Source organism: Azorhizobium caulinodans ORS 571 (assembly GCF_000010525.1).
GTDB lineage: Bacteria > Pseudomonadota > Alphaproteobacteria > Rhizobiales > Xanthobacteraceae > Azorhizobium > Azorhizobium caulinodans.
This window is the reverse complement of the sequence record NC_009937.1, coordinates 3,049,386-3,068,689: the sequence shown is the minus strand read 5'-3', so window position 1 is coordinate 3,068,689 and position 19,304 is coordinate 3,049,386. Positions and strand designations below refer to the sequence as shown.

The 19,304-nt window shown below is 67.1% G+C and carries 15 protein-coding genes and 1 riboswitch; of the genes, 8 read left to right on the top strand and 7 right to left on the bottom strand.

The genetic code is table 11. The annotated features are described in order from the left end of the window. Positions 1 to 22 precede the first annotated feature (22 nt). The 5 genes from AZC_RS13985 to AZC_RS13965 all read right to left on the bottom strand — a co-directional run bounded on the left by AZC_RS13985 (position 23) and on the right by AZC_RS13965 (position 7,414). The gene (locus AZC_RS13985; RefSeq protein ID WP_173363000.1) at positions 23 to 859 is read right to left on the bottom strand and encodes an alpha/beta fold hydrolase; all 837 of its coding nucleotides are present in this window, start codon (positions 857 to 859) and stop codon (positions 23 to 25) included. 440 nt (positions 860 to 1,299) lie between these two features. Further along, the gene (locus tag AZC_RS13980; protein WP_012171227.1) at positions 1,300 to 2,808 is read right to left on the bottom strand and encodes a PepSY domain-containing protein; all 1,509 of its coding nucleotides are present in this window, start codon (positions 2,806 to 2,808) and stop codon (positions 1,300 to 1,302) included. Continuing rightward, complete coding sequence (locus AZC_RS13975) at positions 2,808 to 4,952, bottom strand: TonB-dependent receptor (protein ID WP_043879374.1); 2,145 nt, start codon at positions 4,950 to 4,952, stop codon at positions 2,808 to 2,810. The genes AZC_RS13980 and AZC_RS13975 overlap by 1 nt, the downstream gene beginning before the upstream one ends. Positions 4,953 to 5,503: 551 nt before the next feature. After that, a riboswitch (cobalamin riboswitch) is annotated at positions 5,504 to 5,730 on the bottom strand. Between the two features lie 116 nt (positions 5,731 to 5,846). Then, complete coding sequence (locus AZC_RS13970; protein ID WP_012171225.1) at positions 5,847 to 6,854, bottom strand: GlxA family transcriptional regulator; 1,008 nt, start codon at positions 6,852 to 6,854, stop codon at positions 5,847 to 5,849. Beyond that, positions 6,851 to 7,414 carry an isochorismatase family protein gene (locus AZC_RS13965; protein ID WP_043879373.1) on the bottom strand — a complete coding sequence of 188 codons (564 nt, stop codon included), beginning with the start codon at positions 7,412 to 7,414 and terminating at the stop codon, positions 6,851 to 6,853. The genes AZC_RS13970 and AZC_RS13965 overlap by 4 nt, the downstream gene beginning before the upstream one ends. Positions 7,415 to 7,916: 502 nt before the next feature. On the opposite strand from AZC_RS13965, the gene AZC_RS13960 reads away from it, so the two are divergent. From AZC_RS13960 to AZC_RS13930, 7 genes are all read left to right on the top strand, one after another. Beyond that, complete coding sequence (locus AZC_RS13960; protein WP_012171223.1) at positions 7,917 to 8,978, top strand: flagellin; 1,062 nt, start codon at positions 7,917 to 7,919, stop codon at positions 8,976 to 8,978. Between the two features lie 363 nt (positions 8,979 to 9,341). Further along, a complete protein-coding gene (locus AZC_RS13955) occupies positions 9,342 to 10,874 on the top strand; it encodes an ABC transporter substrate-binding protein (protein ID WP_012171222.1) in 1,533 nt (510 codons plus the stop codon). 35 nt (positions 10,875 to 10,909) lie between these two features. After that, on the top strand, positions 10,910 to 11,857 hold the full coding sequence (locus AZC_RS13950) for an ABC transporter permease (RefSeq protein ID WP_012171221.1): 948 nt from the start codon (positions 10,910 to 10,912) through the stop codon (positions 11,855 to 11,857). Continuing rightward, on the top strand, positions 11,854 to 12,693 hold the full coding sequence (locus AZC_RS13945; RefSeq protein ID WP_012171220.1) for an ABC transporter permease: 840 nt from the start codon (positions 11,854 to 11,856) through the stop codon (positions 12,691 to 12,693). Before AZC_RS13950 ends, AZC_RS13945 begins: the two co-directional genes overlap by 4 nt. Continuing rightward, positions 12,693 to 13,658, top strand: coding sequence for an ABC transporter ATP-binding protein (locus AZC_RS13940; RefSeq protein WP_012171219.1), 966 nt, complete (start codon positions 12,693 to 12,695; stop codon positions 13,656 to 13,658). The genes AZC_RS13945 and AZC_RS13940 overlap by 1 nt, the downstream gene beginning before the upstream one ends. Beyond that, the gene (locus tag AZC_RS13935) at positions 13,655 to 14,656 is read left to right on the top strand and encodes an oligopeptide/dipeptide ABC transporter ATP-binding protein (RefSeq protein WP_012171218.1); all 1,002 of its coding nucleotides are present in this window, start codon (positions 13,655 to 13,657) and stop codon (positions 14,654 to 14,656) included. Before AZC_RS13940 ends, AZC_RS13935 begins: the two co-directional genes overlap by 4 nt. Before the next feature lie 34 nt (positions 14,657 to 14,690). After that, positions 14,691 to 16,082 carry an amidase gene (locus AZC_RS13930; RefSeq protein ID WP_012171217.1) on the top strand — a complete coding sequence of 464 codons (1,392 nt, stop codon included), beginning with the start codon at positions 14,691 to 14,693 and terminating at the stop codon, positions 16,080 to 16,082. A gap of 8 nt (positions 16,083 to 16,090) precedes the next feature. Here AZC_RS13930 and AZC_RS13925 read toward each other — a convergent pair whose 3' ends face one another. Both AZC_RS13925 and AZC_RS13920 read right to left on the bottom strand, forming a co-directional pair. Beyond that, a complete protein-coding gene (locus AZC_RS13925) occupies positions 16,091 to 16,999 on the bottom strand; it encodes a dihydrodipicolinate synthase family protein (protein WP_043879372.1) in 909 nt (302 codons plus the stop codon). Positions 17,000 to 17,121: 122 nt separating this feature from the next. Continuing rightward, positions 17,122 to 18,168, bottom strand: a complete 1,047-nt coding sequence (locus tag AZC_RS13920) for a LacI family DNA-binding transcriptional regulator (RefSeq protein ID WP_043879371.1) — start codon at positions 18,166 to 18,168, stop codon at positions 17,122 to 17,124. A 99-nt stretch (positions 18,169 to 18,267) separates the two neighbouring features. On the opposite strand from AZC_RS13920, the gene AZC_RS13915 reads away from it, so the two are divergent. Continuing rightward, entirely contained in the window at positions 18,268 to 19,284 is a 1,017-nt protein-coding gene (locus AZC_RS13915; RefSeq protein WP_012171214.1) for a TRAP transporter substrate-binding protein, read from the top strand. The last annotated feature ends 20 nt before the right edge of the window (positions 19,285 to 19,304 follow it).

The window sequence follows — 19,304 nt, the reverse complement described above, 5'->3', positions numbered from 1 at the left end:
TTGCGCGCCGGAGCCTGTGGCCTCAGGCCTTGATGAAGGCGAGGATGTCGGCGTTCAGCACGTCCGCATCGACGGTCAGCATGCCGTGCGAATAGCCGGGGTAGGTCTTCAGCGTGCCGTGCTTCAGCAGCTTGATGGACTTCATGGCCGAGTCCGCGATCGGAACGATCTGGTCGTCTTCGCCGTGCAGCACGAGGGTCGGGACCGTGATGGTCTTGAGGTCCTCGGTCTGGTCGGTCTCAGAGAAGGCTTTGATGCCTTCGTAATGGGCGAGGGCGCTGCCCATCATGCCCTGACGCCACCAGTTCTGGATCACGCCCGGATAGACCTTCGCGTTCGGACGGTTGAAGCCGTAGAACGGGCCGGTGGGCACGTCGAGGAAGAACTGGGCGCGGTTCTCGGCGGTCGCCTTGCGGAAGCCGTCGAACACTTCGAGCGGCAGGCCTTCCGGGTTGGCGGCGGTCTTCAGCATCAGCGGGGGCACGGCGGAGACCAGCACCGCCTTGGCAACGCGGCCGGCCGGCTGGCCGTGCTTGGCCACATAGCGGGCGACTTCACCGCCGCCGGTGGAATGGCCGATATGGACGGCATTCTTCAGGTTGAGGTGCTCGACGACGGCGAAGGCGTCGGCGGCGTAATGGTCCATGTCGTGGCCATAGCTCACCTGGCTGGAGCGGCCGTGGCCGCGGCGGTCATGGGCCACGACGCGGAAACCCTTGCTGACGAAGAACAGCATCTGGGCGTCCCAGTCGTCGGACGAGAGCGGCCAGCCGTGGTGGAACACGATCGGCTGGGCCTCCTTCGGACCCCAGTCCTTGTAGAAGATCTCGACGCCGTCCTTGGTGGTCACGCTGGGCATGGCGGTATGTCCGTTGGCTGAAGTGGGGGAAGAAGGACCGGCGGCAAAGGCCGGCATGGAGCCGAGTGTGAGCGCGAGGCCCGCACCGGCGGCAAGGCCGAGAACGTCGCGTCGGCTGGGGGCCGAAACGGCGTCCGGTGTGGGGACGTCTGCGGAGCGGTTCAGCTCCTTCGGCATGAGATCCGTCGCGACGGATCCTGAGTTGGCACTTGCGGTCATTGGTTTTGGTGCTCGTCGGAAAGCGCCAGGCGCACCCGGCGCGAATGAGCGGGCAGAGGTCCGGGCGCTCTGGCAACCCGTGCCGGAGCCCTTCGGTTGCAACCTCGGGGCCGTGCCAGCCCGCGCAAACTGCCGCCGTTTGCGCGAGCCTTCTTGTCGCATCGCATGATGCTTGGAACTTTCACACGGCCCGGCGGGCTCCAGCGCGAAATAGTGAAGCCTCAGCTTGCCGAGCCGGCTTCCGGCCGTCGCGCGGCAGGCTTGCGGCGGGTGAGCCGGCGCAAGCCGATGACAATGCCGCTGACGCTGATGATCATCCCGGCGGCGCAGAGCGCCAGCATCACCCCATCCCAGACCGGGCGATGGCGCAGAAGCAGCGGCAGGTCGAGGCTGTGCAGCCCGTTATAGAGCCAGCGGTACAGCCGCAGGCTGGCGGTGCTGCTGCCGACGATCCGTCCGGTTGCCGGGTCCACGTGCACCCAGCTTTGCTGCGCGTCGCCGAACACGATACGCACCACGGGCAGCGGCCTCTCGCGGTGGTGGCTGTACCAATAGGCGTCCGCTTCGGTGAGGCGCGTCACCTGAAGGATCGGTGTGCCGGGCCGCAGGAGAGGCGCGGCCGCTGCAATGTCGGCATCCGAGAGCAAAACCGGACTGCCTTCGGCATCCACCAAAGTGAGGCGCGAGCGGCCATCGGCCAGCAGCAGGAGGGGCCGGCCGGCGAACCACGTCACCCGCGCCTCGACGGCCTGCGGCAGCGTACGCGGTGCGATCTGTGCAGGATCGCCCGGAAAGGCCCGGCCGTCTGCCCCCTCGAATGCCGCCATCTGAGCCGGTGACAAGGGCGAGCGGGCGAAGGCGTTGCCCGGATTGAGCGACATCCAGCCTGAGAAGAGAAAGGTGAGAACGGCGAGGCCGCCCGCCAGCCCCGCCACGTGATGCCAGAGCATCCAGCCGCGATAGGGGGACACCCGCCCGCCCGCATAGCGCGTCCGCCCGAGCTTTGCCCGCAGCAGGCCGATCCAGAGACCGGTCACGGCGACCGCCAGGGACAGGCCGGAGATCCAGAGCACCACATTGGCCCAGAGCGTCCCGTTCTGGCGCAGGGGCGTGACATAGATCCAGTGCGGGACGGCGCCGAACCAGTTCCAGAAGCGTTCGGCCCGCGTCGTGCGTAGCACGATCTCGCCTGTCCGGGAGGAGATGTGGAGGCGTGTGCCGGCCGCGTCCTCCAGCGCCACCAGATGCAGGGGGCGATGGGGATCGTAGGATTGCGGCACGGTCCATTGATCGCGCGCAAGCGTTTCGACGAGCCGGGCCTCGGCCCCGCCGCGGCCAGCACGGACAAGGGCAAGGGCCTGCGGCCCGTCCACCGGTGGGAGCATGTCGCCGGTGCGGGCGGAGAGCACGCTCAGCGTCCCGTCGCTCCGCACCGCCCGATAGACGGGCTCCGTGCCGCGCATGTGCAGGAGAAGGTCGCGGGGTGGTGCGCCGAGTGCATGCGTCACCTCCGCCGGGGTGATCTTCACAGCCGACCAGTCGATGGACGGGAGAGCCTCCCGGCGCGCCCGTTCGGACAGCGACGGGAAGGGCACGTACATCATCACCACACCGGAGGCGAACCACATGGCGAACAGCAGGCAGGCGGCGATCCCCACCCATCGGTGCACCTTGTAGAGCCAGGACCGGACGACCTTCCACACGCGGGCGCGCGACGGGGCCCGTGCCATTAGAAGCGCACGCTGGACGAGAGTTCCACCGTGCGCGGCTGGCCGAGCACCCACTGGCCGGTATTTCCGGCCACCGCATAGGTCTCGTCGAACAGGTTGTAGACCCGCAGCGTGATGTTGGCCGCCGGCGTGGGGGCCCACTGGAGCCCGCCATTGACCACATAATACTCTGGCCGCTGGACGGTATTGGCCTCATTCACGAACACCGGCCCCACATATTGCAGGCCCGCCCAGGTCTTCCACTTTGGCGCGAAATTCCAGGTAAGCCAGACATTGCCCACCTGCTCCGGCACGCCGACGGGCGTGTTGCCGGTGGCGTTGATGCCGCCCGTGGTGATGTAATTGTCATAGCGGGCGTCAAGCAGCGCGAGATTGGCCGAGATCCGCCAGTTCTCCAGGAAGGAGACGGACACCGTACCCTCGACGCCGCGCGAGGATTGCTGGCCGATCTGTTCCGTCACCTGGGAATTGGCGGAAGAGCGGGCCAGCAGGTTGTATTTCGTGATGTCGTAGACGGCGAAGGTCCACTCGCCGCGACCGCCCCAGAACACCTGCTTGATGCCGGCCTCATACTGCTCGGCGGTGGTCAGGTTGAAATTGGCATTGGCACTCGAGAGCGTGATGAGGCCGGCCACCGGGTCGATGCCGGTGGTGTAGGAGGCATAGAGCGAGAGATCCTGAACCGGTGAGTAGATGACGCCGATGCGCCCGGTCACCGCGGAATAGGACTTCTGGAACTCCTCCTGCGCGGTGACGAGATTGGTGCGGGTGATGGTCGGGTTCTCCCAGCGCAGCCCGCCGACGATGGACCAGTGCTCGTCGAGCACGAGGCGATCTTCCGCGAACAGGGAATATTGCGTTGTGTCCGTGTGATATTTCGGCACGGTCGGATCGGGGCTCGCAAACGTGCCCGGATTGAAACCGATGAGGGGCACGGACGAGGAGCCGCGATAGGGCGAGTTGTTGGTGTGGGTGAAGTCGATGCTGTTGATGTCGAAGCCCACGACCACCTCGTTCGCGAAGCCGAGGATGCTGCCGCGCCAGGTGGCGTCCGTGCGGTTCCCGAGCTGGCTCTGGTCGTGCATGATCTCGATATAGTCCGAGCGGCGCACGAGGCCGGTGGCCGGCTGGAAGGCATAGGTCTCGGAATCGCGCCAGTGCCGGTCGCTGGTCAGGTAGTAGAAGGTCGAGCGCACGGTCAGCGCATCGCTCGGTGTCCATTCGGCCTTGAACTGGCTCCAGTTGTCGGAATAGCTGATGGCGGCGTCGCCGACATTGTAGTTCTGGTTGCGCAGCAGCCCCGTGAACTGACCGTTGATGAGCGGCGTCCCGAAATATTTTTGCGGCTCCTGATAGCCGTAATCATTGCTCAGCGAGAGGACGAGCGTATCCGACGCCTGGATGCGCACAGCCGCGGACACGGCGAGCGAGCCATTGTCGCCCCGGTCCACCCAGCCGTCGGACAGTTTGCCGGCGATGTCGAACCGGTAGGACACGCGGTCATTGATGGGGCCGGTGGCATCGAGCGCCAGCCGGCCCGACATGAGGGAATCCACCGCCATCAGGGCCTCGCCATGACTGGACAGCGGGTCCGGCTTGCGCGGCACCACATTGACCACGCCGCCGATGGCGCCGTCGCCATAGAGAACGGACGCGGGGCCGCGCAGCACCTCGATCCGCTCGGCGGACCAGGTATCGAACGGGAAGGTGACGGTTCCCGCGCCCACGTAAAGGCGCGTGCCGTCATAGAGCTGCATCACCGAGCCGTGGCCGGAGAAGCCGCGGGTGCTGAGCGACGTGCCGCCGTTGCCCGGCGCGGGGCTGGCGCTGAAGCCGGCGGCATCCTGCGTCACCGCCTCGATCACCGTATATTGGCCGCGTTCACGGGCGATCTCGCCGGGGATGATCTGCACGCTGGACGGCGTCTGAAGTGGCGTCAGGTCGAGGCGGCTGCCGGTCATGGAGGGCACGAGCAGATTGAGCCCGTCGCCCAGCGGCTGTGCGCTCACGTCCAGCGTGTCCAGCGCGATGGTGGTGGTCTCCGGGGGCGCCGACTGGGCACGCGCGGCATCGGCGAGCGGCAGGGTGGCGGCGAGGGCGAGGACGGCCCCTTGGGCCCGGGAGGCGTGCGCGCGCGGCGGCATGGTGTCACCTTTCAAGTGAGCAAAAAGTCAGCAAATGGCATGACGAAGGTGTTCGCCGCGCGCGGGGCGCGGCGTCAGCGGTGGCGATCAAGCGAAGAGATGCGAAGCCTCACGCACCCGCGGTCCGTGGACGCGGGCGGTGGACTCGCCGAAGCTTGCCTGGAAAGGGGAGGGTCGCCGGCTCAGTTCCGCCGGATGGCGACGGCCCCGCGCATCAACAGCACCGCTGCCGGAGGCCGGCTGTTGGCGTGTTGCATGTCTCTCGCCGTGCGGCTGCGTCGGTCAGCACGTCTGCCCCCACCCTTGTGGCCTCCACGAGCCCGATCATCCGTGGTCATGCGGCTCATGGTAAATGATATAATGTATCTTTTACATGCCATGGGGAACGGCGCCCTGCAAGGGCGCACGCGCAAAAACTCTGACGGACGGGAAGTTCCGCGCCACGCACACATCCGAACCATAGGTCTCAACCCCGATTGCGGGCGAGGCATGGCGGTATGCAGGGCGCCCGCGGTGGCGAGGGCTCGACAGACCACCGGGACACCCCGCCCGAGGACACGCAGCGTCGGGGCAGGTCTCCTGGCTCACGGGTCAGCACAACGGCCCGGCCTTCCCAGGAGATGCCTCCCAGTGGCGCGAATGGGCCCTTGCTCGCCGCTTACAGTTGCGGGGGCAGCTTCGGCATTGGCGCGCTTCCGAAAGGAAGCAGGTCGCACCGAATTCCCTCTTAGCTCCGCCACCGGATTCGGTGCGGAGAACCTCGACAGCGCCCACGGTGCCTCTTGGGAAGGGGCACCGTCAAGGGGCTGTCGCCACACGTTTTGCGGGCATGTGATGGCTGTGCCGCACGTTCGGCTGTCCCAGGATGTGCTGAGGCCCGGCTCACCGGCCGTATCAGCCCTGCGCGAGCTGGGCGCGCAACTGGCCCGGAGGTACGGCCTGCAGGCGGTTCCACGCGCGGCGGAACTGGCGGGCAGAGGAAAAGCCGGAGCTTTCGGCGATGGCGTCCATGTCGAGACGCGAATGCACCACCATGTCGTGGGCGAGCGCAATGCGCATGCGGTTCACATATTCCGTGACGCTCATGCCCGCATGTTCGTTGAACAGGCGCGAGAGGTTGCGCGGGCTGGTGCCGGCCACGTCGGCCATCGCCTCGACGGACCAGTCGCGAGCGGGATCGGCACCCACCGCATCCTGCGCTCTATGGATGGCCGGATGGATATGGTTGCGTCCCTCGAGCCAGGGAGACAACTGCGGGTCGCCGCCGCCGCGCCGCAGATAGACCACCAGCATGCGGGCCGCGGCGACGGCCGTCGCGTGGCCCACCTCGCGCGCCACGAAGGCGAGCATGAGATCGATGCCGGCGGTGACGCCGGCGCTGGTCAGGCGGCCGCGATCTTCCACATAGAGTCGGTTCTCCCGGACACGGGCGTGTGGGGCGAGGGCGGCGAGCTGTGCCAGCGTTCCGAAATGGGTGGTGCAGTCATAGCCATCCAAAAGCCCGGCGCGGGCAGCCAGCAGCGCGCCCGAGCAGATGGTGGCGAGACGCACCTGCGGGCGGATGGCCGTGCGCAGCCACTCGACGATGGACGCTGCGTCCGCCTCGTCCTGTGCTGCCGTCGAGGATGGAGAGCCGAGCGGCGTCTCCACGGCCCCAGAGACGAGGACGAGCGCGCCGTCCGGCACCGAGCGGGGCAGGGGACGAATGCCGGCGAGCGGCAGCCCGATGGAGCTGTGCACCTGTTCCGACGGACCCACGTACGTCACGTCGAACCGCACGTCGTCCTGCGCCTGATTGGCCTGGCGCAGGACTTCGATGGGGCCCGCAAGGTCGAGCAGGAGCGCCCGCGGCGGCACCACCGCGAGGACCGGAATGATCCGTGCGGGGCGCCGGGTGCTCATGCCGCCTGCCGCGACGCGCGGCCGGAGAGAGCCTCCGCAACGCTGGCGATCCGCGCGAAGCGTCCATCGAGCACGAGCTCGGTGCGGGCGCGGATGTCGGCCGCGCTCCAGTCCCGGCCGGTGCGGTCGGTCATGGGGAAGGTGAGGGTGGCCTCGGTGACGTAGTCCACCGCATAGCCGAGGTCGGAAGCATGACGCGTGGTGGTCTCGCAGCACTGCTCGGTGCGGATGCCGGAGACGATGATCCGCCGGATGCCGTGGCTCGTCAGCCAGACATCGAGGCCGGTGCCCACCAGCGCGCTGTGGCGGCGCTTGCGGAAGACGGCGCTCGCCTCCACGCGCAGCGGATCGAGGGCCGTGACAAAGCCGGAGGCCTCGGAGAAGGGACCCGTGTCTTCCACGTGGAAGATCTGGATGACGGGCAGGCCCGCGGCTTGTGCCCCGTCGATCAGCGCCTGCTGGCGGGACATATAGGCATCCAGCTCATCGGCGCGGAAATAGGGGCGGTGGCGGAAGGACTCCTGCGCATCGATGACCAGAAGGGCGGCGGGATCGGACATTTTCGGCAATCCTCGTTGGGGAAGCGTGATGGATCTTAGCCCCTTTAGCATTGCCGCCAATGTCCCGTACGGCCCAAATGCGGACATTTCACGCCAAAGGTCTCGCAGGCCGGGACGGCGCGTGGTCCGGTCCGGATCGGACCATATCGTGGAATGAGTAGATGATCATTATTCCGGACCTGAGATGCGGCGGACGGATGTGGCCAGCGCCGGGCAAGTCGGCGTGACAGTAAATTCAGTCCGACTGATGATATGTCGAAAGGCAAGTGCTGGGTCCCGCACCGTATTCGGCCTGCGGCGAATTTTCCTCCGCGGAGGTACTAGCCTCGCGCAAGCTTGCTGGTTATGATGATCAGGTAATGACAGGTTGATTGCTCTTCCAAGAAGAGCCGGTGCGCCACTGGCGGACCTTCGATCAAAGGCATGAAGCCGCCCTGCCATTGCCGGTATCAGCCCGGTATGTCCCGACATCATCGCTCTTTCCAATGATGGGACATCAGTCATGACCAGCATCATCACCAACAATGCCGCCAGCGTTGCTCTCGCGACCCTGCGCTCCATCAACGATAGCCTCAACACCACCAACGACCGCGTCTCCACCGGCAAGAAGATCAATTCTGCCGCTGACGGCGCCGCCTACTGGAACATCTCCACCACCCTGACGTCGGACAACGGCGCGCTCGGCGCGGTGAAGGATGCCATCAACCTCGACATGTCCTCGGTGAAGACCACCAATACCGGTCTCACCCAGATCATGAACAGCCTGAACACCATCAAGCAGGCCCTGGTCAGCGCCCAGTCCTCCACGGCTGATCGCACCTCCCTGCAGAAGAACATCGCCAACGCCGTCTCCGACATCTCGTCGGCGGCTTCCTCGGCGGTGGTGAACGGCGCCAACTGGCTCTCGGTCGACAGTTCGGCCACGGGCTTCAACGCCAACAAGAGCCTGCTCGCCAACTTCTCGCGCGCCAGCGGCGTCGTGACGGTCGGCACCACCACGCTCGATACCGGCGCCTTCGCCGTCTATGACGCGAAGACCAACGGTACGGCGACGGGCACCAGCTCCACGATCGACACGGCCGTGACTGCGGTTGCCACCAGCGCGTCCTCCGGCACCGGTGCCCTCACCGTCGCCGTCGGCACTGGCGCCGGCCAGCTCAAGGGCTTCATGGACACCACCTACTCGATCAGCGGTACCGTCAACGGCACCACGGTCGCGGCGTTCACGGCGTCCATCGCCAACATCGACATCTCCTCGCTCACCAGCAGCGATGTCGACCTGGCGAAGCTCTCCTCCTACATGAAGATCGTGTCCGCCACGATCGACGGCCTGCAGGCCGGTTCGACGGCTCTGGGCACCACCCAGACCCGCCTGACCTCGCAGCAGAACTTCGCCCAGTCCCTGATCGACATCAACACGTCGTCGATCGGCTCGCTGGTCGATGCCAACATGGAAGAAGAGTCCACGAAGCTGAAGGCCCTGCAGACCCAGCAGCAGCTGGCGGTGCAGTCGCTCTCCATCGCGAACAACTCGACCTCCAACATCATGACCCTCTTCCGTTGAGATCCGCTCCGGCGGCTGACGGCTCCGCAATCGCGGGCCAGACGCCGCCGGGTGAGGGTCAACGGCCGGGAACAGGTGTGGTGGGTATTTTCCACACTGGCCGGCGCGTAACTGCCGGCGCCCTTCGACCACGCTCCCGCAAGGGGGCGTGGTTTTTTGTTGGCCGATCGGTCGAGGGCCGATCTTACGGCGCATTTCTCAGTTCCGTCCCTCGGGGGGTATCATGAGCCTCCGATCAGCCTCCATGCCTCCGTGATGTTGGGCGGTCTTCCGAAGGTCGTTGACGATGGCCGTGCCGGCTTGCAGTGTTTCTAGGCAGTCCGGCGTTGTGCCGAGTCGATGGGCATTCAGGGTTGGTGAGGAATGGCGATGGCATCCCGGACGGGCAGGCGGACAGGATTTCACGCGGCGCGGCTGGGTCGGGGGCTGCTGGTCGCTGCCGCTGTGTTGGGGCTGGGCGGCACCGCCCAGGCGGCGAAGGACCGACTGGTCGTGGGCATGCCCGTCGAGCCCACCGGCCTTGATCCGACGGTGGCAGCGCCCGTGTCCATCGGGCAGGTCACCTGGCAGAATGTCTATCAGGGCCTGACCCGCGTGGACCGCCACGGCAAGGTCCAGCCGCAACTCGCGTCGGGCTGGACGGTATCGCCCGACGGCCTCGTCTACACCTTTACCTTACGGGATGGCGTGGCCTTCCACGACGGCACGCCCTTCAACGCCGCCGCTGCCAAGTTCAGCCTTGACCGGGCGCGCGGCGCGGATTCGACCAATCCCCAGAAGCCCTATTTCGAGCCGATCGCATCCGTGGACGCGCCGGATGCGAAGACGCTGGTGGTCACCCTCAAGCGGCCGGTCAGCGATCTGACCTATCGTCTCGGAATGCCCGCGGCGGTGATGGTCGCGTCGAATTCCGCGGACGCCAACCGTACGACGCCCGTGGGCACCGGGCCCTTCCGGTTCAAGGCCTGGGCCAAGGGTGACCGGGTGGAACTGGAGCGTTTCGCCGATTATTGGGACAAGGCCCACGCGCCGGCTCTGGCGCAGGTGACCTTCCGCTTCCTCGCCGATCCGCAGGCGCAGGCGGCGGCGCTGCGGGCCGGGGATGTGGACGCCTTCCCCGAGTTCAGCGCGCCGGAAATCTATACGGATTTCCAGAAGGACAAGAAATTCAGCACCGTCGTGGGCAACACCGAGCTGAAGATGGTGGCGGGCATGAACAATGCCCGCAAGCCCTTCAACGATGTGCGGGTGCGCAAGGCGCTGATGATGGCGGTGGATCGCAAGGCGCTGGTGGAGGGCGCGTGGTCCGGTTTCGGCACGCCCATCGGCAGCCACTACACGCCGAACGATCCCGGTTTTGTCGATACGACGGGTGTGCTGCCCTATGATCCCGCCAAGGCCAAGGCGCTGCTGGCGCAGGCGGGCTATCCGAACGGCTTCACCTTCACTCTGAAGACGCCGCAGATGGCCTATCTGTCGCGCTCGGGGGAAGTGCTTCAGGCCATGCTGGCGGATGTGGGTGTGACGGTGAAGATCGAGCCCACGGAATTTCCGGCCAAATGGGTGCAGGAGGTCTTCAAGGACAAGGCCTATGACATGACTGTCATGACCCATGCGGAGCCACTCGACATCGATATCTACGCGCGCCCCAATTATTACTTCAATTACAACAGTCCAAAATTCAACGCGGCCTACACGGCCGCCGCTACGGCAACGGACGACGCCGCTCGCACCAAGGCCATTGGCGAGGCCCAGCGCATCCTTGCTGAGGAGGTTCCGGCGCTGTTCCTGTTCGTCATGCCCAAGCTCGGTGTCTGGAGCGCCAAGGTGGAGGGCATGTGGGAGAGCGAGCCCGTGCCCTCCAATGACCTGACCGAGGTGCGCTGGCGTGACTGAGCCCGGCCCGGTGCACGCGAGCTGAGGCGCGCTCCATGCTGGCTTTCGCCGTGCGACGCTTTCTCGGGCTGGTGCTGACGCTGGCAGTCATGTCGGCGGCCATCTTCCTCATCATGGATGTACTGCCGGGCGATCCGGCGGCCATTCAGCTCGGGACCTCCGCGCGGCCCGATACGCTAGCGGCCCTGCGCCAGAGCATGGGGCTCGATCAGCCGGCCGTGGTGCGTTACCTCGCCTGGATGGTCGGCATGGCCCGTGGCGATTTCGGCACCTCCTTTACCTATGGCGTGCCGGTGGCCGGTCTCATCGCAGAGCGGCTGGCGGTGACGGTGCCCTTGGCGCTGATGGCCATCGCGTTCTCCACCCTCATCGCGCTGCCGCTGGGCGTGATCGCGGCGGCGCGCAGCGGCTCGGCGGTGGATTATGGCGCGAGCCTGTTTGCGCAGGTGTGCGTAGCGGTGCCGAATTTCTGGATCGGCCTTCTGCTCATCCTGCTCTTCTCCACGCAGCTCGGCTGGTTCCCCGCCGGCGGCTTTCCCGGCTGGAGCGCGGGCATAGGAGCCGGCTTAAAGGCGCTGCTCCTGCCGGCCATTGCTCTGGCGCTTCCGCAGTCCGCCATCCTTGCCCGCGTCACCCGCTCCGCCGTGCTCGATGTGCTGAATGAGGATTTCGTCGCCACCGCCCGCGCCAAAGGTCTCACCCGCCGGGCGGCGCTGTGGCGGCATGTGGTGCCCAATGCACTGGTGCCAGTGGTGACGATCCTCGGCCTGCAATTCTCTTTCCTCATCGCCGGGGCGGTGCTGGTGGAGAATGTGTTCGTGCTCCCCGGCCTCGGGCGGCTCGCCTTTCAGGCCCTCGCCCAGCGAGACCTGCTGGTGATCCGCGATGTGGTGCTCTTGTTCGCCGGGCTCGTGGTGGTGGTGAACTTTCTCGTGGACATGGCCTATCTCGCCCTCGATCCGCGCCTCCGGGGGCGGGGATGAGCGCGCCTCTCCTGCGTCGGATCGCCGGGCGGATGCAGCTTCTGGTGGGCGCCGTTCTCACCGCTGCCATCGTCGGCATTGCCATCCTCTCCCAATTCTGGACGCCGGAGGCGCCGACGCGGATGCGCTTCGCGCTGAAGCTCAAAGGGCCGCTGGTGCAGGGGCTTCTGGGCACGGACCATTTCGGCCGGGATCTCACCTCCATGCTCATGGTGGGGGCCTGGAACTCTCTCTCCATCGGCGTGCTGGCGGTGGCTGTGGGCGCGAGCCTTGGCACGCTTCTGGGTGTTTCTGCGGCGGCGCGGGGCGGGCTTTTGGAGGGCGCCATCATGCGCCTGTGCGACATTCTCTTTGCCTTTCCCGCCGTGCTCTCCGCCATCGTGCTCGGCGCGCTGATGGGGCCGGGGGCTGTCACCGCCGTCATCGCCATCGGCGTGTTCATGGTTCCGGTGTTTGCCCGCGTCACGCGCGGGGCCGCGGCGCAGGTGTGGGCGCGCGATTATGTTCTGGCGGCGCGGGCAGCGGGGAAGGGGCCGGCGCGCATCACGCTGGAGCATGTGCTGCCCAACATCGCCAGCCAGATCATCGTACAGGCCACCATCCAGCTTGGCCTCGCCATTCTCACCGAGGCGGGCCTGAGCTTCCTCGGCCTCGGCATCGCGCCGCCGGCGCCCTCGTGGGGGCGGATGCTGGCGGACGCACAGACCTATCTCTCGGCGGCCCCGCACCTCGCGCTAGTGCCGGGCATCGCCATCGCGCTCAGCGTGCTGGGCTTCAACCTGCTGGGGGATGGCCTGCGCGACCTCATCGACCCGCGCCGGAGGCTCGGCGGCTGATGCTGGAGGTGCGCGATCTCTCCATTGATCTCACCCGGCCGGACGGCGGTCGGCTGCGGGTGGTGAATGACGTGTCCTTCGCGCTGGAGCGGGGCCGCACGCTGGGCATCGTGGGCGAATCCGGCTCGGGCAAGTCCATGCTGCTCAAGGCCATCATCGGCCTTCTGCCCGGCCCCATGCGGGCGGGCGGGCAGATCAGGCTCGATGGCGACAACCTGCTCGCCCTCACCGAGGCGCAGATGTGCGCGGTGCGCGGGCGGCGCATCGGCATGATCTTTCAGGAGCCCATGACGGCGCTCAATCCCGCGCAGCGCATCGGCGACCAGATCTCCGAAGGCATCCTCTGGCACCGCCATATTTCCCGCGCCGAGGCCCGGCGGGAGGCACTGGAATGGCTGGAGCGCGTGCGCATCCCGGATGCGGCGCGCAGGCTCGACACCTATCCCCACGAAATGTCCGGCGGCCAGCGCCAGCGGGTGGGCATCGCCATCGCGCTTGCCATGCGGCCGGGCCTGCTGATCGCTGACGAGCCGACGACGGCGCTCGATGTGACCGTGCAGGCGGAAATCCTCGACATCTTCGACGAGATGGTGCGCGACTTGGGCGTCGCGCTCATCCTCGTCAGCCATGATCTGGGCGTGGTCGGCCGTATCGCGGACGAGACACTGGTCATGTATGCGGGCACCCGCATGGAGGCGGGACCGACTGGGGATGTGCTGCGCCACCCGCGCCATCCCTATACGCAGGGCCTTCTGGCAGCGATGCCCCGCCGGGGCGGCGGGAGGAGCGGGGATCTGCCGACCATTCCCGGCACGGTGCCATCGCTCGCCGCTCTGCCGCCGGGTTGCCGCTTCGCCAATCGCTGCGCCCGCGCGGACGACGGCTGCCGGGCGGCGGAGCCCGTGTGGGCTGGCGAACCCGATGCCGGCATCCGCTGCATCCATGCGGGCAAGGTGGCGGCATGAGCGCGCCGGCCCTCTTGGAGGTGTGCAACCTCATCCGTGACTATCCTGCCGGGCCGGCCCCCCTGTTCGGCCGCCGGGCCACCGTGAGGGCGCTGGATAGCATCGACCTTCAGGTGCCGAAGGGCAGCATCTTCGGCATCGTGGGGGAGAGCGGCTGCGGCAAGTCCACGCTCGCCCGCATCGTCATGGCGCTAGACCGCCCCACCTCAGGGAATGTGCTGTTCGACGGTGACGACCTGTTCCTGCTGCCGCCGGCACGTCTGGCCGCGCGGCGGCGGGATTTTCAGATGGTGTTTCAGGATCCCTATGGCTCGCTGGATCCGCGGAGCCGCATCGGGCGCACCATTGCCGAGCCGCTGCACGTGATGCCCGGCGCGCCGCGCGGCAAGGCACGGACGGAGCTGGTGGGACGGGCGCTGGAAAGCGTCGGCCTCAAGGCGGCGGACGCCACCCGCTTTCCGCACGAATTCTCCGGCGGCCAGCGCCAGCGCATCGCCATCGCCCGCGCCCTGATCACGGAACCCAAGCTGGTTGTGGCGGACGAGGCCGTTTCGGCGCTCGATTTGTCCGTGCAGGCGCAGGTGCTGAACCTCCTGCGCGCGCTGCGGGACAGGCGCGGCATCACGGTGCTGTTCATCTCCCACAATCTGGCGGTCATCGATTGCGTGGCCGACCATGTGGCGGTGATGTATCGCGGCCGCATTGTCGAGCGGGGGCCGGCGCGCGCGGTGTTCGACCAGCCGCTCCATCCCTATACGCAATTGCTGATCGCCGCCGAACCGAGCCTCGACCAGATCGGGTGCGGGCCGCGTCGGCCGAGCCCGCCGGTCGTACCCAAGGTGTCGGCCGTCGCGGGGCAGGGCTGTGCCTTCCTGCCGCGCTGTCCCCGCGCCACGGAGCGCTGCGCGGCGGAGGCGCCGCCGCTGCGCGCGATCGCGGATGGGCGCGCCAGCGCCTGCCATCACGCCGAAGACCTTTCCCCTTCTCTTGTCCCCTAAGCGGCCGTCCGGCGCGCCTCAGGAGCGTTGTTGCATGTCGTCCCCTCTGGACCTTTCCGCCCTCGAACTCGTCGCTGCCTTCCGCGCCCGCAGGCTTTCGCCCAGCGAATATTTCGACGCCTTGCTGCCCTATGTGGCGGCGAGCGAGCCCAAGCTCGGCGCGCTCTATGCCTTCGAGCCCGAGCGGGTGCGCGCGGAAGCTGCCGCCTCAACGGCGCGCTGGGCGAAGAGCGCGCCCAACGGGCCGCTCGATGGCGTGCCTGTCACGCTGAAGGAACTCATCGCGACGGAAGGGCTGCCGGTGCCGCTCGGCACCGCCGCCACCGATCTCGTGCCCGCCACCGCCGATGCGCCGCCCGCCGCGCGCATGAAGGAAGCGGGGGCGATCCTCCTCGCCAAGACCACCGTGCCGGATTACGGCATGCTCTCCTCCGGCCTCTCCAGCTTCCACACGCTGGCCCGCAATCCCTGGAACCTCGCCTGCAACCCGGGCGGCTCCAGCGCCGGGGCTGCGGCGGCAGGGGCGGCGGGCTATGGGCCGCTGCATGTTGGCACGGACATTGGCGGTTCCGTGCGCCTGCCGGCCGGCTGGTGTGGCCTAGTCGGCTTCAAGCCGAGCCTGGGGCGCATTCCCATCGACCCCTATTATGTCGGCCGCTGCGCCGGCCCCATGACGCGCACGGTGGCCGAGAGCGCGCTGATGATGCAGTTCCTCGCCAAGCCCGACTGGCGCGATGCCACGAGCCTGCCACCCGAGGACATCGACTGGATGGACCTTGAGGGCATGAGCGTGAAAGGCCTGCGCATTGGCCTCATGCTGGAGGCCGGCTGCGGCATGGACGTGGAGGACGAGGTGCGCAAGGCCGTGGAAGCGGCAGCGCGGCGCTTCGAGGCGGAGGGCGCGGAGATCGTGCCCGCGCCGGGCGTCCTCACCCGCGCGATGCTGGATGGGCTCGATGATTTCTGGCGCGCCCGCTCGTGGGATGACATCAGTGCGCTGCCGCCGGAGAAGCGGGCCAAGGTGCTGCCCTATATCGTGGACTGGGCGGCGGGCGGCGCCCATGTGGACGGCCCGCGCGCGGTGCGGGGCTTCAACCAGACCATGAAGATGCGCCAGGCCTGCGCCACGCTCTTCCACGGCCTCGATTATCTGCTAACGCCCACCAACAATGTCTCGGCCTTCCCCGCCGAATGGGCTTCCCCCGTCAATGATCCGGCCAAGCCCTTCGAGCACATCTGCTTCACGGTGCCCTGGAACATGTCCGAGCAGCCGGCCATCTCCATCAACTGCGGCTTCACCCAAGCGGGCATGCCCATCGGCCTCCAGATTGTCGGACCGCGTTTTGCGGACCACGCGGTGCTGCGCATAGCCCATCTTTATGAGGGCTGGCGCGGGCCGATCACCAACTGGCCAAAGCTCGCCTGAACGGGCTCTCAGGCGGGCTGGAGCAAAGGCTCCAGCGCCGCCGCGATGCGCGGATGATGCGTGGGCGCAAGCGGGAGGATGGGGCGGGGCGGCAGCGCCGTTGACAGCCCCAGAATGTCCGCTGCCGCATAGATGACGCGCAGGCTGGTCAGCTCCCGGAACAGCGCCCAGAGCGGCTCGAAGCGCGCCTTCCACATTCCCACCTGCGCGATGTCATGGGCCTGCGCGGCGCGCATCAGCTTCTGCGTCGGCTCCGGCAGCAGGCCGCCGCAGACGCTGTACCAAGCCTGCCCGCCGGCGAGGATGGCCTCGGTCACGTTCCAGTCGGCGCTATAGCCGATGGCGAAGGCCTCCGGCACGGCGGCGCGCAGGTTCGCGTGCAGGGTCGGTGCGTCCACCGGCGCGGCGGCGGGGTTCTTCAGTGCCACCACGTTCGGCAGGCCGGCGAGACGGCCAATGAGGGCGGGCGTGAAGGTGAAGTGGGTGGTGCCGGGATTGTTGTAGATGCACAGCGACAGGTCGGTTGCCGCTGCCACGGCGGCGAAGTGGGCGAACACCTCATCCTCTGTGAGCGGCGTATAGGACACGGGGGCGAGCAGCAGGCCATCAGCGCCCGCTTCGGCCGCGTCGCGTGCCAGATCCACGGCCTCGTCGGTGCGCAGGGCGCCGATGCCCACCACGAGCGGGATGCGCTTGGCCACGAGCGCGGAAGCCGCCTCGACCGCCCGCCGCCGCTCGGTCCGGGAGAGATAGGCATAGGTGCCGGTGCTGCCGAGAAGGCCGATGGAATCGACCCCGGCCGCCACGAGGCGCGTCAGAAGGATCTCCAGCGCTGCCGTGTCCACGCGCCCCTGCGTGTCCGAAGGGGTGATTGGGAAAGCGGAGAGACCGTGGAAGGGGGAGGCAGGCGAGGTCATGAGGAGCACCGGACTGGGCGCGCGCGATGGCGCGGGAACAAGCGGCGCGGAAGATGATCGCGAAAATGGATCGCTGATAGGTCCAATGGGGCTCTCCTGCACCGGACCAATCGGAAAGGCGCTTAAGGCAGGTTTTCCCGCAGCACGATCTCGATGCGGGGCGTAACGATGCCGTCTGTCGCCTCCCGTCCGGCCCGCAGGTTGGAGAAGACGCCAATCACGCTCTGGATGGCGTTCTCCGGATTCTGCGTGATGACCGCATCCATGGTGCCGTCGAGCAGCAGCGCACGTGTATCCGGGGTGAGGCCGTGGCCGACGAACACCACGTCCGAGCGGCGCATCTCCCGCAGCGCCTTGCCGACGCCGGCCGCGCCGCCGCCGATGTTGTAGAGGCCGGCGAGATCGGGGTGTTGGGCCAGGAACTGCCGGGTCTGGCGGTAATTCTGCGCCTCGTCGTCCTGCCCCTCGCGCAGGCCGACCACCTCGATCTGCGGGAACATCTCCTCGAACAGGTGCAGAAAGCCCATCTCGCGCTCCTCATGGGCGCGATAGGAGAGGGAGCCGGCGATCATCGCCACCTTGGCCTTACGCGCGCCGATGAAGCGGGCGATGAGATAGCCCGCCGTGCGCCCCGCCGAGCGGTTGTCGAGACCGACGCTCGCCACGCGGCGCGTGCCGGCAATATCGGAAATGAGCGTGACGGTGGGCACGCCACGGGCGGCAAGCGTGTTCACCGCCTCGCGCACCGCCGGGTGCTCCAGCGCCATGAAGGCGATCCCATCCGCGCTCTTGCCGTGCTGGAGCAGGGCGCGGGCCAGAAGCTCCGGATTGAAGCTCTTGATATATTCGACCCGCGCCTGGATCTGCCGCTCCGCGAGCGTGGCAGAACTTGATGCGATGAGCCGGCCGAGCAGTCCGAGGAAGCGGTTGGTGCCCGCTGGCAGCAGGATGACGAGCCGCAGCGGCGCGACGGGCGGGGCGAAATCGCTTTCGAGGATGTAGTTGAGCTCGGCCGCCGCCTTCAGCACCCTTTGGATGGTGACGGGCCGCACCCCCGGCCGCTTGTTGAGGACGCGGTCCACCGTCGCCGTGGAAACGCCGGCGCGGCGCGCCACATCCGGCAAGCGGGCGTGGATGGAGCGATCTGATGCGGACACATCGGAAGACATCAAATTACATCATTATTTGAAATTGCCGGGCGCGGTTCAGGTTTTTATCCTCTCTCAGGATCAAGAAAGATACATCAAAAAACATCAAGGGAGGATGCCATGCTGACGCTGTCGCGCCGCCAGTTCGTTGCCGCCGCCGGTGCTGCTTCCGCAGCCGGTCTCATGGGAATGCCGGGCCTCGCGCGGGCGGCGGAGTATGAGCTTAAATACGCCAACAACCTGCCCATGACGCACCCGCTTAACATCCGCGCGCAGGAATTCGCCAAGCGCGTGGAGACCGAGACCAAGGGGCAGGTGACGATCCAGATCTTCCCTAACAACCAGCTCGGCGGCGACACCGACATGCTGGCGCAGGTGCGCTCCGGCGGCGTCACCTTCTTCACCCCGTCCGCGCTCGTCATCGCGACGCTCGTGCCCTCCGCCGCCATCAATGCGGTGGGCTTTGCCTTCGCCGATTACGATCAGGTGTGGAAGGCCATGGACGGCGCGCTCGGCGCCCATGTGCGCGGCGCCATCTCCAAGGTCGGCCTCTACGCCTTCGAGAAGATGTGGGACAATGGCTTCCGCCAGATGACCTCCTCCAAGGCGCCCATCCAGACCGCCAAGGACATGGACGGCCTGAAGATCCGCGTGCCGGTCAGCCCGCTGTCGGTTTCCATGTTCAAGGCGCTCGGCGCTTCGCCCGCCAGCCTTCAGTTCTCGGAAGTCTATTCCGCGCTCCAGACCAAGATCGTGGATGCGCAGGAAAATCCGCTGCCCATCATCCAGGTGGCGAAGCTCTATGAGGTGCAGAAGTACGCCTCGCTCACCAATCACATCTGGGATGGCTACTGGTTCATCGCCAACGGCCGGGCCTGGCGCGAGATCCCGGAGAACTTCCAGAAGATCATCGCCACCGCCATCAATGATGCGGGCCTGTCCCAGCGCGCCGACATCAAGAAGCTGAACGAGGGCGTGCAGGCGGACCTTGAGAAGAACGGCCTCGCCTTCAACAGCACGAACCCCGACAGCTTCCGCGCCAAGCTGCGGGACAGCGGCTTCTATGTTGAGTGGAAGGGCCGCTTCGGAGACGAGGTGTGGGGCCTTCTGGAAGGCGCCGTCGGCAAGCTCGCCTGAGTTCCCTTTGACCTGACGTT

Excerpts from the sequence above, each read along its gene's own strand:
- AZC_RS13965 (WP_043879373.1), bottom strand. The coding sequence starts at position 7,414 with ATGTCCGATCCCGCCGCCCTTCTGGTCATCGATGCGCAGGAGTCCTTC.
- AZC_RS13970 (WP_012171225.1), bottom strand. The coding sequence starts at position 6,854 with ATGAGCACCCGGCGCCCCGCACGGATCATTCCGGTCCTCGCGGTGGTG.
- AZC_RS13940 (WP_012171219.1), top strand. The coding sequence starts at position 12,693 with ATGCTGGAGGTGCGCGATCTCTCCATTGATCTCACCCGGCCGGACGGC.
- AZC_RS13920 (WP_043879371.1), bottom strand. The coding sequence starts at position 18,168 with ATGTCTTCCGATGTGTCCGCATCAGATCGCTCCATCCACGCCCGCTTG.
- AZC_RS13915 (WP_012171214.1), top strand. The coding sequence starts at position 18,268 with ATGCTGACGCTGTCGCGCCGCCAGTTCGTTGCCGCCGCCGGTGCTGCT.
- AZC_RS13935 (WP_012171218.1), top strand. The coding sequence starts at position 13,655 with ATGAGCGCGCCGGCCCTCTTGGAGGTGTGCAACCTCATCCGTGACTAT.
- AZC_RS13955 (WP_012171222.1), top strand. The coding sequence starts at position 9,342 with ATGGCGATGGCATCCCGGACGGGCAGGCGGACAGGATTTCACGCGGCG.
- AZC_RS13985 (WP_173363000.1), bottom strand. The coding sequence starts at position 859 with ATGCCCAGCGTGACCACCAAGGACGGCGTCGAGATCTTCTACAAGGAC.
- AZC_RS13930 (WP_012171217.1), top strand. The coding sequence starts at position 14,691 with ATGTCGTCCCCTCTGGACCTTTCCGCCCTCGAACTCGTCGCTGCCTTC.
- AZC_RS13945 (WP_012171220.1), top strand. The coding sequence starts at position 11,854 with ATGAGCGCGCCTCTCCTGCGTCGGATCGCCGGGCGGATGCAGCTTCTG.
- AZC_RS13925 (WP_043879372.1), bottom strand. The coding sequence starts at position 16,999 with ATGACCTCGCCTGCCTCCCCCTTCCACGGTCTCTCCGCTTTCCCAATC.
- AZC_RS13980 (WP_012171227.1), bottom strand. The coding sequence starts at position 2,808 with ATGGCACGGGCCCCGTCGCGCGCCCGCGTGTGGAAGGTCGTCCGGTCC.
- AZC_RS13950 (WP_012171221.1), top strand. The coding sequence starts at position 10,910 with ATGCTGGCTTTCGCCGTGCGACGCTTTCTCGGGCTGGTGCTGACGCTG.
- AZC_RS13975 (WP_043879374.1), bottom strand. The coding sequence starts at position 4,952 with ATGCCGCCGCGCGCGCACGCCTCCCGGGCCCAAGGGGCCGTCCTCGCC.
- AZC_RS13960 (WP_012171223.1), top strand. The coding sequence starts at position 7,917 with ATGACCAGCATCATCACCAACAATGCCGCCAGCGTTGCTCTCGCGACC.